At 73.8% G+C, this 13230-nt stretch carries 10 protein-coding genes; 3 read left to right on the top strand and 7 right to left on the bottom strand.

The genetic code is table 11. The annotated features are described in order from the left end of the window. Positions 1 to 5 precede the first annotated feature (5 nt). Genes HL054_RS16045 through HL054_RS16015 form a run of 7 tightly spaced genes read right to left on the bottom strand, consistent with a single transcriptional unit; the run spans position 6 to position 7917 of the window. Entirely contained in the window at positions 6 to 821 is an 816-nt protein-coding gene (locus HL054_RS16045) for an FkbM family methyltransferase (RefSeq protein WP_369140012.1), read from the bottom strand. Continuing rightward, the gene (locus tag HL054_RS16040) at positions 818 to 2218 is read right to left on the bottom strand and encodes an acyltransferase family protein (RefSeq protein WP_369140011.1); all 1401 of its coding nucleotides are present in this window, start codon (positions 2216 to 2218) and stop codon (positions 818 to 820) included. The genes HL054_RS16045 and HL054_RS16040 overlap by 4 nt, the downstream gene beginning before the upstream one ends. Continuing rightward, positions 2184 to 3341: a glycosyltransferase family 2 protein gene (locus HL054_RS16035; RefSeq protein WP_369140009.1), complete on the bottom strand. Its 1158-nt coding sequence runs from the start codon at positions 3339 to 3341 to the stop codon at positions 2184 to 2186. Before HL054_RS16035 ends, HL054_RS16040 begins: the two co-directional genes overlap by 35 nt. Then, positions 3338 to 3655: a hypothetical protein gene (locus tag HL054_RS16030; protein WP_369140007.1), complete on the bottom strand. Its 318-nt coding sequence runs from the start codon at positions 3653 to 3655 to the stop codon at positions 3338 to 3340. Before HL054_RS16030 ends, HL054_RS16035 begins: the two co-directional genes overlap by 4 nt. A gap of 59 nt (positions 3656 to 3714) precedes the next feature. Continuing rightward, a complete protein-coding gene (locus HL054_RS16025) occupies positions 3715 to 5661 on the bottom strand; it encodes a glycosyltransferase (protein ID WP_369140006.1) in 1947 nt (648 codons plus the stop codon). Next, complete coding sequence (locus tag HL054_RS16020) at positions 5658 to 6860, bottom strand: NAD-dependent epimerase/dehydratase family protein (RefSeq protein ID WP_369140005.1); 1203 nt, start codon at positions 6858 to 6860, stop codon at positions 5658 to 5660. The genes HL054_RS16025 and HL054_RS16020 overlap by 4 nt, the downstream gene beginning before the upstream one ends. Further along, positions 6817 to 7917: a glycosyltransferase family 4 protein gene (locus HL054_RS16015; protein ID WP_369140004.1), complete on the bottom strand. Its 1101-nt coding sequence runs from the start codon at positions 7915 to 7917 to the stop codon at positions 6817 to 6819. Before HL054_RS16015 ends, HL054_RS16020 begins: the two co-directional genes overlap by 44 nt. A 174-nt stretch (positions 7918 to 8091) precedes the next feature. On the opposite strand from HL054_RS16015, the gene HL054_RS16010 reads away from it, so the two are divergent. Genes HL054_RS16010 through HL054_RS16000 form a run of 3 tightly spaced genes read left to right on the top strand, consistent with a single transcriptional unit; the run spans position 8092 to position 13222 of the window. Beyond that, positions 8092 to 8901, top strand: a complete 810-nt coding sequence (locus HL054_RS16010) for an ABC transporter permease (protein ID WP_369140003.1) — start codon at positions 8092 to 8094, stop codon at positions 8899 to 8901. Continuing rightward, positions 8898 to 10313 (top strand): ABC transporter ATP-binding protein, encoded by a 1416-nt coding sequence (locus tag HL054_RS16005; RefSeq protein ID WP_369140002.1) that lies wholly within the window; start codon positions 8898 to 8900, stop codon positions 10311 to 10313. Before HL054_RS16010 ends, HL054_RS16005 begins: the two co-directional genes overlap by 4 nt. Beyond that, a complete protein-coding gene (locus tag HL054_RS16000; protein WP_369140001.1) occupies positions 10310 to 13222 on the top strand; it encodes a rhamnosyltransferase WsaF family glycosyltransferase in 2913 nt (970 codons plus the stop codon). Before HL054_RS16005 ends, HL054_RS16000 begins: the two co-directional genes overlap by 4 nt. The last annotated feature ends 8 nt before the right edge of the window (positions 13223 to 13230 follow it).

Raw genomic sequence — 13230 nt, 5'->3', positions numbered from 1 at the left:
GACGCTCAGCGGCGCAGGACGAGGTTGACCTGGCCCCACTCGCCGGCCTGGTCGCAGATCGCGATGATCTCGGGGTCCTCCAGGCGGCGCAGGTCGTCCTCCACCTGGGTCACCACCTCGAAGCCCATCTCGCGGTAGGTGCGCAGCACCGTCGCGGGGTCCACCTTGCGCTCCCGCAGGGCGGTCGGCCAGAACTCGGCGACGACCACGATCCCGGGGGAGCGGTCCAGCGTCAGCGGCATCCCCTGCAGGACGTCGAGCTCGAAGCCCTGCACGTCCAGCTTCACCAGGTCGAACCCGCGGCCGGTGAACAGGTCGTCGCCGCGCGCGGCCGGCGCCACCACCTCGTACCACTGGCTCGGCCGGGCGGTGTCGGTGCGGGTGTCGCCGGCGTTGTGCGGGGACAGCTTCAGCGGCAGCGCGCGCTCGCCGGCGGACAGCGCCAGCGGCCAGATCCGGGCGGGCACCTGGTTGTGCCACATGTTCATCGACAGCAGCGCGTTGTTGCCCGGCTCGGGCTCGACCGCGTCGACGGTGGTGCCGGGACGGTGCTTGGCGATCAGCGCGGAGAAGTAGCCGATGTTCGCGCCCACGTCGAGCAGGCGGCAGCCCGGCTCGGCCAGCTCCAGCAGCAGCCGTCCCTCGGCGGGCTCCCAGGTGCCGGCGCGCTCGACGTAGGGCCGGATGACCTCGTCGGCGCGGTCGAACCACAGCTGCCCGGCGTCGCAGTCGACGAGCGTGTAGTTGCCGCGGAGGGCGGCCGGGATCTCCGGGGAGGTCGGCGCGGCCGGTTGCCGGCGGAACGGGCGGGGGGTCCTCACGGAGTTCTCTCCTTGCGGGGCACGGGTCGGTCGGTGGACGGGTGCCCGTTGGTCGGGGACGCGGTCGTCGGGTGCGCGGTGGCCGGGGCCGACGGCCCGGTCGGGGCACCGTCCCCGGGCGAGGTGCCGGCGACGGCGGCCTCGTCGGGCAGCGCCGGCGGGCGGGCGGCGCGGCTGGGCGCCAGCCGCCGGGACAGGTCCCGGCCGTAGTCGCGGGCGGGCGCCTCGACGAAGCGGTAGCTGAGCATCGCCAGCCCCACCGACAGCACGGCGATGGCGGTCACCCGGAACAGCGGGTTGCTGGTGTCCGGGGGCAGCAGCGCGGTGCCCCGCTCGTAGACCACCAGGATCACCGGGAAGTGCCAGAGGTAGAGCCCGTAGCTGCGGTCACCCAGCCACACCCCGGCGCGGATCAGCGCACCGCCCTCGTCGGAGGACGACGGTCGGGCCGCGTAGACCAGGGCGGGGAGGAGCAGCACGCCCAGCGCCAGGTCGAAGCCGGCGAAGAGGAACGGGTGGGTGTACTGCACGGCCCGCTCGGTCAGCAGCAGCCAGGCGAGGCTGGGCAGCAGCAGCAGGACGAACAGGCTCACCCGGTGCCGCGTCGGCCCCAGCAGGCGGGCGGGCAGCTGCTTGTTCACGATCAGCCAGCGCAGCCCGATGCCGAGGGCGAACAGGCCGATCCAGGCGGGGAACTGACGGGCCAGGTAGAGCCGCGCGTTGGGCACCGACTCCGGGCCGATCGCCCCGAAGTAGAGGTCCTGCAGACCGCCACCGGAGTAGGAGACGAGCAGCCGGTAGGCCACCGCCAGCCCGATGAGCCCGGCGACGGCCAGCAGCGGCCAGGCCAGCGCCCGGCGGCCCCGGGTGGCGGGCCACCCGACGGCCAGGGCGAGCAGCGGCATCGTCAGGTACAGCGTCATCTCGATGCTGAGCGTCCACAGGGCGCCGTTGACGTTGAGCGAGCTGGACGTGTTCGGCGTGTAGTAGTGCGTGAACGTCACCTGGGTCAGGACCTGCTTGAGGCCCTGGGCGCTGAACAGCAACGAGGGTGCGGCGAAGAACAGGAACAGCAGCAGGACCTGCACGTAGTACGCCGGGGCGACCCGGAAGAACCGGCGCACCCAGAAGACCTTCAGCGAGCGCCGCTCCTTCGGGCGCCAGAAGTAGTCGCACAGCAGGTAGCCGGAGAGGATGAAGAACAGGTCCACACCCCAGGACCCGAGCCCCTCGACGATCGTGCCGCCGGGCACGTCGGGCCGGTTGGCCAGCGAGTACGTGTGGTGCACCACCACGGCCGCCGAGGCGATGCCGCGGAGGACGTCGATCCCCGGCAGCCAGACCGGGGTGCTGGCGAGCGGCTCAGACGCGCTCTGGGTAGGCGACGTGGTCGACAACGCGCACCCCTCCTCGGCTCCGCAGGAGCAGGTCGCGGGTCTGGCCGCTCTCGTGCAGCAGGACCTCGGCGGGCTCCTGACCGGCGAAGAAGGAGACGACGGCCGCCAGCCCCTGGCCACCGATGACCGGGACCTCGAACCCGCGGTACCGGGCGACGGGTGCCCCGGTGCCGTGCGCGTTGAGGGTGACCCGGACCTGGTCGTCGAAGGCCCCTTCGCGGGGGAGCGAGCCGACGTCGACCCGGTAGCCGCGCTCCCGGGCGGCCGCGACGATGATCGCGCTGGCCCCCCACAGGTGGAGCTCGTCGAGGGTGCTGCTGTTGAGGAACGCCTCGACCTGACCGCGGAACAGCGGGTAGCGCATCCCGATGATGGCCTCGTTGGCCGGCACCGTGGTCTCGCCGTGGCCGAGCAGCCCGGCCGCGAGCGTCGAGCCCTGCCCGGCGTGGAAGGTGAAGACGCCGGGGGCCAGGGCGATCCGGTACCCGCACGCCTTCGACCGCAGCGTCCAGTCGGTCTCCTCGCAGTACCCGCGGCCGAAGACCGGGTCCATCAGGCCGACCTCCAGCAGCACCCGGCGGGGCACCAGCAGGCAGAAGGAGATGCCGGCCGGGATGTCGACGGCGGCCGTGCCGAAGTGCGCGTTGAGCGCGGTGGACACCTCGTTGACGACCGACTGCTCGGTGAGCAGCTCGTCGGGCCGGGAGTTCGGCAGCGAGTAGACCGAGACGTTGCTCGACCAGGCGGTGACCGAGCCGATCGTCTCGTCGGAGTCGGCGACCGCGACCAGCCCGTCGAGCAGGTTGGCCGGGTAGACGACGTCGGAGTTGGAGATGATCGCGAAGTCGTGACCCTGGTCCCGGGCGTAGAGCAGCACCAGGTTCACGTTCCGGACGATGCCCAGGTTGCGCGGCGTCCGGTAGTAGAAGATGCCGTGGGCGGCGCAGCGCTCGGCCAGCCACTCGGCGAAGCCGGGCTCGGGGCTCGCGTCGTCGAAGACGGCGATCTCCAGGTCGAACGACGTGGTGTCGATCTGCTTCGCCGACTCCAGGGTGCGCTCGAAGAACTCGCGGCCGTTGTAGGCGGTGATCCCCAGCAGGACCCGCCGGCGGGGTGCGGTCACCGCAGCCGCCGCTTGACCGCGCGCGCCACGCGCAGGGCCTGGTGCGCCCCGGCCTCCACCGCCAGCTTCGGCGCGGCCCGGCGGGCCAGCGACGAGTTGTGGGCGATCCGCAGCCGCTCGTGCTCCGAGCGCAGCTCCAGCAGCTCCCGGTTGAGGTCGGTGAGCCGGTGGGTCAGGTCGACGACCCGGGCGTTGGCCACCTCGAAGTCGATCAGCGCCTGCTCCAGCGAGAGCCCGTCCACCCGCTCGGTGAAGGACGCCTGGGTGGTCGGGCTCGCCGCAGGGGCCGTGGTGGTCTCGACGGGGTCGGTCATGGTGACCTCTCGGATCGGGGGTGTGGTGTCGGTGGGGGCGCCGGACGAGGGCCCGCCGCTCATCGCTGGGGCTCCGCGAGCGCCGTCCGGTAGGTCCGGACGAGGAGGTCGGCGGTCCGCTCCCAGGTGTAGGTGTCTGCGGCCCGGAGCACCGCGGCGAGCTGGGCGGCGCGCAGGTCGGGGTCGAGGAGCAGCGACCGGCAGGCGTCGGCCAGGTGCCGGGGCGACCAGCCGGCGGCGGACACCGGCAGGTCCGGTGCCACCTCGGCCAGCGGGCCGAAGGAGACGTGCACCGTCGGCGTGCCGAACCGGGCCGCCTCGTAGGGCACCAGGCCGAAGCCCTCGGCCGAGGTCGGGTACAGCACCAGCGCGGCGTGCCGGAGCAGCCAGTTGCGCTCCTGGCTGGTGACGTCGGGCAGCACGTGCGCCGCGGTGCTGCTGCGCAGCGCGACCCGGCTCTCGGCGATCCGGGTCGACCCGCGGGGGACCGTCGGACCGGCCATCACCAGCTCCACCCCGACGCCCTCGGCGCGGAGCAGGTCGACGGCGGCCATCGCCAGGTGCCGGTTCTTGTGCCCGTAGTTCGTGCCCAGGACCAGCACGAACGGGGCGGCCGCCACGCCGTTGCGGGACAGCACCGGCGGCAGGTGGGCTGTCTCGTCCCCGGAGAGGTGGTCGGTGCCGTTCTCCACGACGAAGACCCGGTCCGGGTCGATCGAGAGCCGCTCGTCCCGGATCTGCACGGCGACGTCGCGGGCGATCGCCACCACCGCGTCGACGTCCCGGACCGCCTGCCGCACGCTGGCCCGGACGCGCTCCCAGTTGTCAGGGGAGTCGTGGTACGCGCCGACCTCGTAGTAGATGAGGTCCTGGATGGTCAGCACGGTGCGGTGCGCGGTCTGCCGCCAGCCTGCGATGTCCAGCGGCCGGTCGGGCTGGAACGGGCGGTGCACGACGTCGACGGCACCGAGCGGGGTGAAGTCGTCGGAGGTGCACCACGAGGCGCGCACCTTGCGCTGGTGCAGGACCCGCTCGGCGTACGGCGGGATCGGCCCGCCGAGCGCCACGCCCACGCTCGCCACGTCCGGCCGCTGCGCGAGCGCGTCGATCAGCGCCAGCGTCTGCACCTGGGTGCCGGTCTCGGTGGGGCCCAGCGTGCTGGCGTCGATGGCGAGCCGCAGGCCGGTGACCTTCGCGCGGGACACCCCGAAGGCCATCGACAGCGGTGCGTCACCCGCGGGGGCGGTGAGCGCTGCGGCCGCCGCCACCGGGTGGGTGCTGCGCAGCCAGGCCTGCTCGGCCTCGTTGAGGTCGGAGGTCGCCGCGTCGGCGAGGTCGATCGGGCGGGAGAAGAAGGTGGTCGGGTCCAGGGCGTTGCGCAGCCCGTGCCCCTGGCAGCGCAGCGAGAAGTCGGCCAGGGTGATCTCGACCCGGTCGTGCGGCACGAACTCGCCGACGATGGCCAGCGCGTCCGCGCCGATCAGCACCGCGGAGCCGGCGGCCCGGGGGATCGGGACGACGCCGAGGTCGGGGGAGGCGGCCCGCAGCCGGCGGGTCACCTCGGTCTCGTCCAGGGCGTTGCCCAGGTGGTGCGAGGCCGGGGTCTGCCAGTGCGGGAAGCTCAGCGGGCCCGCGGCGTTCGACCAGAACGACACGGTGGCCACCCGGGCGTCGCCGTCGAGCAGCTCGCGCGCGTTGTCCAGCGCGGCCGGCGGCACGAGCACCGGGCCGCCGATGACCAGCAGCGCCCACGCCGGCCGGATCCGGTTGAGCACCTCGGCCGGGGTGTTCACGGTGACCAGCTCGACGTCGCTGCCGGCGTAGCTGGAGACGTCGGCCCCCGGGGCCACCGCGACGACGACCCGGGCGCCGGCCAGCTGGCGCCGCAGGTCGACCACCGTGGGCAGGAAGGTGTCGGGCCGGTCTGCCGCGTAGACGACGACGTCCGGCATCGGCACGTCGGGCACCGGGACGTCGGTGACCGACGGGCTCGCCGGCACCGTCACGCGACACCGCCGGCGTCGATCCAGCTGAACAGCTCGACCAGGCCGCGGCGCAGGCTCCACTCGGGCCGGTAGTCCAGCTCGCGGCGGGCGCCGTCCAGGGACGCCGAGGCGGCGCGGACGTCACCGTGACGGAACTTGCCGGACACCTGGGGCTCGGGCGCGCCGCGCAGCTCGGCGACCAGCCGGGCCGCATCGAGGATGGACATGACGTCGCCGCCGCCGATGTCCACGGTGCGGCTGCGCTGCGGCGGCCGGGCGAGGCTGGCGGTCAGCGCGCTCACGACGTCCTCGACGAAGACGAAGTCGCGGGTGATGTCGCCGTCCTCGTAGACGTCGATGGGGTCACCGGCGCTGGCGACCCGGCTGAAGAAGGCGATGACACCGGTGTAGCTGTTGGTCAGCGACTGACCGGGGCCGTAGACGTTCTGCAGCCGGAGCACCGACAGGGCCGTGCCGTTGGCCTCGGTCCAGGCCTGCAGCACGTGCTCCTGGGCCAGCTTGGTCGCCGCGTACACGTTCGTCGGCCCGGGGACCGTGGTGGCCGCGTCGTGCGGCACCGGCCGCGCCGCACCGGTCACGCCGGCCGGCGCCGCCGGGTCCCAGGTGCCGGCCTCGAGCTGCTGGCGGGTGCGGGGACCGGGGTAGAAGACCTGGTCACCGGCCTGCCAGGCGCCCTCGCCGTAGACCGCGCGGGAGGAGGCGAGCACCACGTGCTCGGGCACGTGGCCGGTGGCGGTCAGCGCGTCGAGCATCTGGGTGGTGCCCACGACGTTCACCGACGCGTGCCGGGTCGCCTCGGTGAGCGACTGGCCGGTGCCGGTCTCGGCGGCCAGGTGCACGATCGTCCGGGGCTGGATCAGCGCCAGGGCGGCCCGCCAGCTGTCGGCGTGCGTGACGTCGAAGGGGTACAGCTCCACCTCGTCGGGCAGGCGGCGGGGCCGGCCACCCGGGTGGACCTGGGGGTGCATGTTGTCCAGGGCCACCACGCGGCGGCCCTCACCCACGAGGCGTCGTGCGAGCGTCGTCCCGATGAAACCGGCGCCGCCGGTGATCAGAACGGTGTCGTTTCCCGGTGCGGGGAGTGTCAAGAGCCAACCATCCGAGTCGTCATCAGAGGCGCGGGCCTGGTTCCGCCGCGCGCTGATCCCCGACAACCTAACCGCCGAGCGCTGCCCGCGCGTATGCCGCCTCGGTCGCATCGGCACATGCGTCCCACGTCCACCTCCGGGCCCAGGAGCGACCCGGCGCGGGGTCGTGGCCCCCCCGGACCTCCGCCGCCGCGGTCAGCGCGGCCGCCCAGGCGTCGGCGTCCCCGACGGGGAGGTAGCTGGCGTGGTCGCCGCCGACCTCGCGCAGCACCGGCAGGTCCGACGCCAGCACCGGGGTGCCGGCGGCCAGGGCCTCCAGCACGGGCAGCCCGAAGCCCTCGTACCGGGAGGGCAGGGCGAGCGCCGCGGCGCCGGCGACCAGTGCGTGCAGCTGCTCGTCACCGAGGAACCCGGTCCGGACGACGTCGAGCGAGGCCTCGGTCTCCAGCGGGGTGCCCCAGCCGGCCGGCCCGGCGACCACCAGCCGCGGTGCACTGCCCGCAGGGCAGCGGCGCAGCGCCTCGACGAGGGTGGGCAGCCCCTTGCGGGGTTCCACCGAGCCGACGAACAGGACGTACGGCGGGCCGTCGAGGACCGGCCGACCGGCCGCGTCCAGCACCGACGGCGGGTCGCCCGGCGCGGCGAACCAGCGGTCGTCCACGCCCAGCGGTGTCACCAGGACGCGCCCGGGCGACACGCCGAACTCGGCGAGCACCTCCTGGCGCACCGTCTCGGTGGGCGTGAGGGTCACCGCCGCCTCCCGGACGCCGCGGGGGACCAGGTCCCGGTAGACCAGGTTCGCGGCGGCCAACGTCTCGGGCAGGTGCAGGAACCCGAGGTCGTGCACCGTCAGCACGCCGGCGGCCCGGCGGCGCGGGGGCAGCACGAAGTTGGTGCCGTGGAAGACCTGCACCCGCCCGCACAGCCACTCGACCGGCGGCGGCCCCCCGCGTGACCAGGAGCTCCGCAGCAGCCGGGCGGGCGCGGGGCGGGCGACGGCCGGCACCCCGGGGGGCAGGGCGGCGGCCAGGTCGCGCCGTCCGCGCAGGGTGAAGGCGGTCGCCCGCAGGTCGACCGAGGGGCGTCCGGCGAGCGCGCCCACCAGGGCGTGCACGTAGCGGCCGACGCCGGTCCGCTGGCCGATCAGCGGAGTCGCGTCGATGCCCACGCGGACCGTCACCGCACCCGCCCCCCGTCGTCGTGCAGCCCTGTCCGGAGCCGCTCCTGGCCTGCTGGGCCGCCGTCGCCTCCGCCGGATGCCCCGCCCCGGGCGTTATCCTCGGACCCCGGCGATGCGGGCCGGTGGGCCCGCTCGATCAAGGGGAGCAGGTTAACGTCACGGATGCGCACCGTCATGGGCGAGGTCTGGCAGTTCCGGGGACTCATCGGGAACTTCGCCCAGCGTGAGCTCAAGAGCAAGTACAAGGGCAGTGTCGTCGGGTGGGCGTGGTCGCTGATCAACCCGCTGGTCACCCTGGGCATCTACACCCTGGTGTTCGGGGTCTTCCTCGGTGCCAACCCGCCCGAGATGGGCAACGGCATGAAGGTCTTCGCCCTCTACCTGTTCACCGGGCTGGTCATCTGGAACTTCATCAACCAGGTCGTCCAGGGCAGCATGATCGCGCTGACGTCGAACGGCCCGCTGCTGCGGAAGATCTACTTCCCGGCCTTCGCGCCGGTCGCCGGCAACATCGTCGCGCTGGCGCTGCAGACCGCCATCGAGCTGGGGCTGCTGCTGTTCGTCTTCGCGGTGCTGGGCAACCTGTACTGGACGGTGCTCTGGCTGCCGGTCGTGCTGCTGCTGGTGATCGCCTTCGCCGTGGGCGCCGGCTTCTACCTGGCCGCGCTCAACGCCCGCTTCCGGGACGTCAGCTACCTGGTCCAGGTGACGCTCAACCTGGTCTTCTACGCGACCCCGATCATCTACCCCATCAGCCTGGTCGAGCAGTACTACGACCGGCATGCCTGGGCGCGCATCTACGAGCTCAACCCGGTCACCCAGCTGGTCGAGCTGATGCGGGAGATCCTCTACACGAACGAGGCCCCCAGCCCGACCCGGTTCGCCTACGCGGCGGTCGTCAGCCTCGTCGTGCTCGCCACCGGGTGGACGTTCTTCCAACGCCGCTCCCGAGACCTGAGTGAGGTGCTGTGAGCAGCGCTGAAGAGAACTGGCACTCGCCGATCCAGGCGCGGCGGGAGCTGTCCAGCGAGCCGGCCATCGAGGTGAAGTCGGTCGGCAAGAAGTTCCGGATGGCCAACGACCGGCGCACCAACGTCAAGGAGGCGCTGGTCCGCCGCGGCGGCCGGGGCCCCAAGCACCGTGACTTCTGGGCCGTCGACGACGTCAGCCTCACCGTGCCGAAGGGGTCGACCTACGGCCTCATCGGGCACAACGGCTCGGGCAAGTCGACGCTGCTGAAGACGATCGCCGGCATCCACCTGCCCACCAACGGCGAGATCGTCGCCCACGGCCGGGTCTCCGCCCTGCTCGAGGTCGGCGCCGGCTTCCACCCGGAACTCTCCGGCCGGGAGAACATCTACCTCAACGGCGCGATCCTGGGCATGACCCGCAAGCAGATCGACGCCGCGATGGACGAGATCATCGAGTTCAGCGGGCTCGAGGACTTCATCGACACCCCCGTGAAGGTCTACTCCAGCGGGATGTACGTGCGGCTGGGCTTCGCCATCGCGGTGAACCTGGACCCGGAGATCCTGATCGTCGACGAGATCGTGGCCGTCGGCGACGAGGAGTTCCAGCGGCGCTGCATGGACCACCTGCACGACCTGCGCGACCGCGGCACCACCATCGTGGTCGTCTCCCACTCGCTGGCGATGATCCAGCGGCTGTGCGACCGGGTCGCCTGGCTCGACCACGGCCACCTGGTCGCCGAGGGCCCCGCCGACGAGGTGTGCGAGGCGTACCTGGCCTCGGTCAACGCCGCGGAGGAGAAGCAGCTCACCGAGTCCGCGCACAAGGACACCGCGGTCGAGGGCGAGGAGCGCGAGGGCACCGGCGCCGTCCGGGTCACCGACGTCGTGACCGTCGACGACGACGGCGAGCCGCGCTCGCTGGCCACCAACGGCAAGCCGATCACCATCCAGGTGCACTACGACGTGCACGAGCCGGTCACCGACCCGATCGTGTTCCTGGACTTCTGGAGCGAGCTCGGGCTGCACCTGGCCGGCCCGAACAGCTGGCTGGGCGGCCTGCAGCTGGGCGAGGTGTCCGGCCCCGGCGTCGTAGAGGTGCGGATCCCGGCGCTGCCCTTCCTGCCCGGCGTCTACTCGATCTCCGCGGCGGTGGCCAGCAGCACGCTGGAGGTCGTCTACGACCGCACGCCGAAGAGCTACCGGATGCGGGTGCGGCCCAGCGGCAAGTACGAGCCCGACGGCCTGATGACCCTCGAGGGCGAGTGGAGCACCCGGCCCGACGTCCCGGCGGTCCCCGCCGCTGACCGGCTGCCCGCGGCGGCCGGCACCGGGGCGACCGCGGCCGGCGCTGGTACGCCCGCCGAGGTCCCGGCGGCCGCCGGGTCGTCGTCGGCGCAGGGTGGCGTGGCGTGAGCCGGGTGCCCCGCGCCGCGGTCGAGCGACTGCGGTCCTGGAGCCAGCGGCTGCCCGACGACTCGGTCGCCCGGTCGGCGGCCCGCGCCGGGCTGCACTCCGCCCGGATCGGCCAGTCCACCCTGCGCGACCTGCAGGTCGCCTGGGGGCGCAGCGGCATCCGCACCGCGCCGCCCAGCTACGCGGCCTGGCGGCGCTCGGTGGCGCTGCCCACCGACGAGCGCCCCGGTGACAGCCGGCTGCTGGTGGTCGTGCTCGACCCGGCCGGTCAGGTCACCGGCCCGGCCGAGGTCCCCGGGACGGCGCACCCGCGGGTCGACGTCGTCGTCGCCCGGGACGCGGCCGCGGTGCAGGCCGCGCTCGCCGGTCCCGGCCACGTCTCGTTCCTCCGGCCCGGTGACGTCTTCCACCCCGGCGGCGTCGTGGCGCTGCTGGAGGAGCTGGACCGGGACCCGCTGCTGGACGTCGTGGTCTGGGACGACGACGTCGTCGGCGACGGCTCCCGCCGCGACCCGCGGGTCCGCCCCTCCTGGTCGCCGGACCTGCTGCTGACCACCGATTACGTCGGGCGGGCGTTCACCGTCCGCCGCTCGGTGCTGCTGGCCGCCGGCGGCTGGCCGGCCACCGCGCCGGTGTCCTCCGACGCGTCGGTCTGGGACGTGCTGCTGCGCGTGTGGCCCGACGGCGAGCGCGCCGGCCGGGTCGCGCAGGTGCTCAGCGGTGTCGGCAGCCGGCCGGCGCCCGGCCCGGAGGCGGCCGCGCTGGTCACCGCGCACTGCGCCCGCCAGGGCATCCCGGCCACGGCCGTCGCCGGCCCCGACGGCGTCCGCCTGGCGTGGGACCTCCCCGCCTGGCCCGCCGTCCGCGTCGTCGTGCCGACCCGGCACGACGAGGCGCACCTGGCCACCATCCGCCGCGGCCTGGCCGCGACCGGCTACCCGGGTGCCGTGGCGCTGACCGTCGTCGACAACGGCGAGCGCACCCCCGGGGGCGAGCGCTTCTACGCCGACTGGGCCGCCGAGGCCGACGTCACCGTGCACTGGTGGACCGAGCAGCCGTTCAACTACTCCGCGGTCAACAACGCCGGCGCCCGCGACGGCGCCGAGGACGTGCTGGTCTTCCTCAACGACGACATCGAGCTGGTCGACCCGGGCTGGCTGACCGAGCTGGTCGGCTGGACGCAGGTGCCCGGCACCGGCCTCGTCGGCCTGCACCTGCACGAGGCGGACGGCACCGTGCAGCACGCCGGCGTCGTCGTCGGCATCCAGGGCCTGGCCGACCACCTGTTCAGCGGCCTGCGCCCGGGTGCGGACACGCTGCTCGGCCCGGTCCGCTGGACCCGCGACGTGCTGGCCGTCACCGGCGCCTGCACCGCCGTCCGGCGCAGCGTCTTCACCGAGCTCGGCGGCTTCGACGAGCGCTTCGAGCTGACCGGCTCCGACGTCGCCCTCGGGCTGTCGGCCGCGGTCGCCGGGCTGCGGACGGTCTGCTCGGGCGCGGCGCACGCCGTGCACCGGGAGTCCAGCACCCGCGGCAGCCACATCCCCACCGGCGACTTCTACGCCAGCTTCTGGCGCTACAACACCTGGATCATGGGCGGCGACCCGTACTGGTCGCCCAGCCTCTCCACGGTGTCCGGCGTGCCCCAGTGGCGCCGGCCGCACGAGCCCAGCCAGCGGGAGCGGGCCGGCCGGCACATCCACCGGCAGCTGGAGGTGTTCCGCCAGCGCAGCGACGCCCAGGAGAGCCGGCTGCTGGCCGAGGCCTGCCGGATCACCGAGGACCAGGTCGCCACGATCGCGGCCGGGCACGCCGCCACGGGCGGCCCCCGCCCGGTGCGGTCGGTGAACTGGTTCATCCCGGACATCGACAGCCCCTTCTACGGCGGCATCAACACCGCGCTGCGGATCGCCGACCTGCTCACCCGCGAGCACGGGGTGCGGCACCGGTTCGTCGTCTGGGGGAGCCCGCCGGACCACTACGTCCGGTCCGCCCTGGCCGCGGCCTACCCGCGGCTGGCCGACAGCGAGGTCGTCTTCTACGCCGACGACGCCGACATCGAGGCGGTCCCGGCGGCCGACGTGGACATCGCCACGCTGTGGGTGACCGCCTTCGCGGTGGCCAAGCACCGGGCGACGGCGCGGAAGTTCTACCTGGTGCAGGACTACGAGCCGATGTTCTACCCGGCCGGCACCCAGTTCGCGCTGGCCGAGGAGTCCTACCGGCTGGGGCTGTACGGGCTGGCCAACACCGACAACCTGGCCCGGGTCTACCGGGACGAGTACGCCGGCCGCGCCTGGTCGTTCACCCCCGCGGTCGACCCCACCGTCTTCCACCCGCACGGCCGCCCGGAGCGGCGGCCCGACGACCCGGTCACGGTGTTCGTCTACGCCCGGCCGGGTCACTGGCGGAACTGCTGGGAGCTGGCCGCCCCGGCCCTGGAGCTGCTGAAGCGGCGGCTGGGCAACCGGGTCCGGATCGTCACCGCCGGGTCCTGGGCGCTGGAGTCGGCCGAGGCCCGCGACCTCATCGTCCGGGGGCTCATCGACTACCGGGCCACCGGCGACCTCTACCGCGGGGTCGACGTCGGCCTCGCGCTGACGGTGTCCCGGCACCCGAGCTACCTGCCGCTGGAGCTGATGGCCTCGGGCGCGGCCGTGGTCGCCTTTGACAACCCCTGGGGCCACTGGCTGCTCGAGGACGGCGTCAACAGCCTGCTCGCCCGCCGCACCATCGACGGCGTGGCCGGGCAGCTGGAGCGGATGTGCGTCGACCGGGAGCTGCGCGAGAAGCTGGCCGCGGCCGGCACCGCCCGGCTGACCGGGCAGCACAGCGACTGGGACGCCGCCCTCGGCGGCATCTACGGCTACCTGTGCGACCCCGAGGCGCACCTCGCCCCACCGACGTGAGCCTGCCG

It is taken from the genome of Modestobacter versicolor (assembly GCF_041028285.1).
Taxonomy (GTDB): domain Bacteria; phylum Actinomycetota; class Actinomycetes; order Mycobacteriales; family Geodermatophilaceae; genus Modestobacter; species Modestobacter versicolor_A.
The sequence above is the reverse complement of the archived record's forward strand: the minus strand, read 5'-3'. Positions and strand labels throughout refer to the sequence as shown.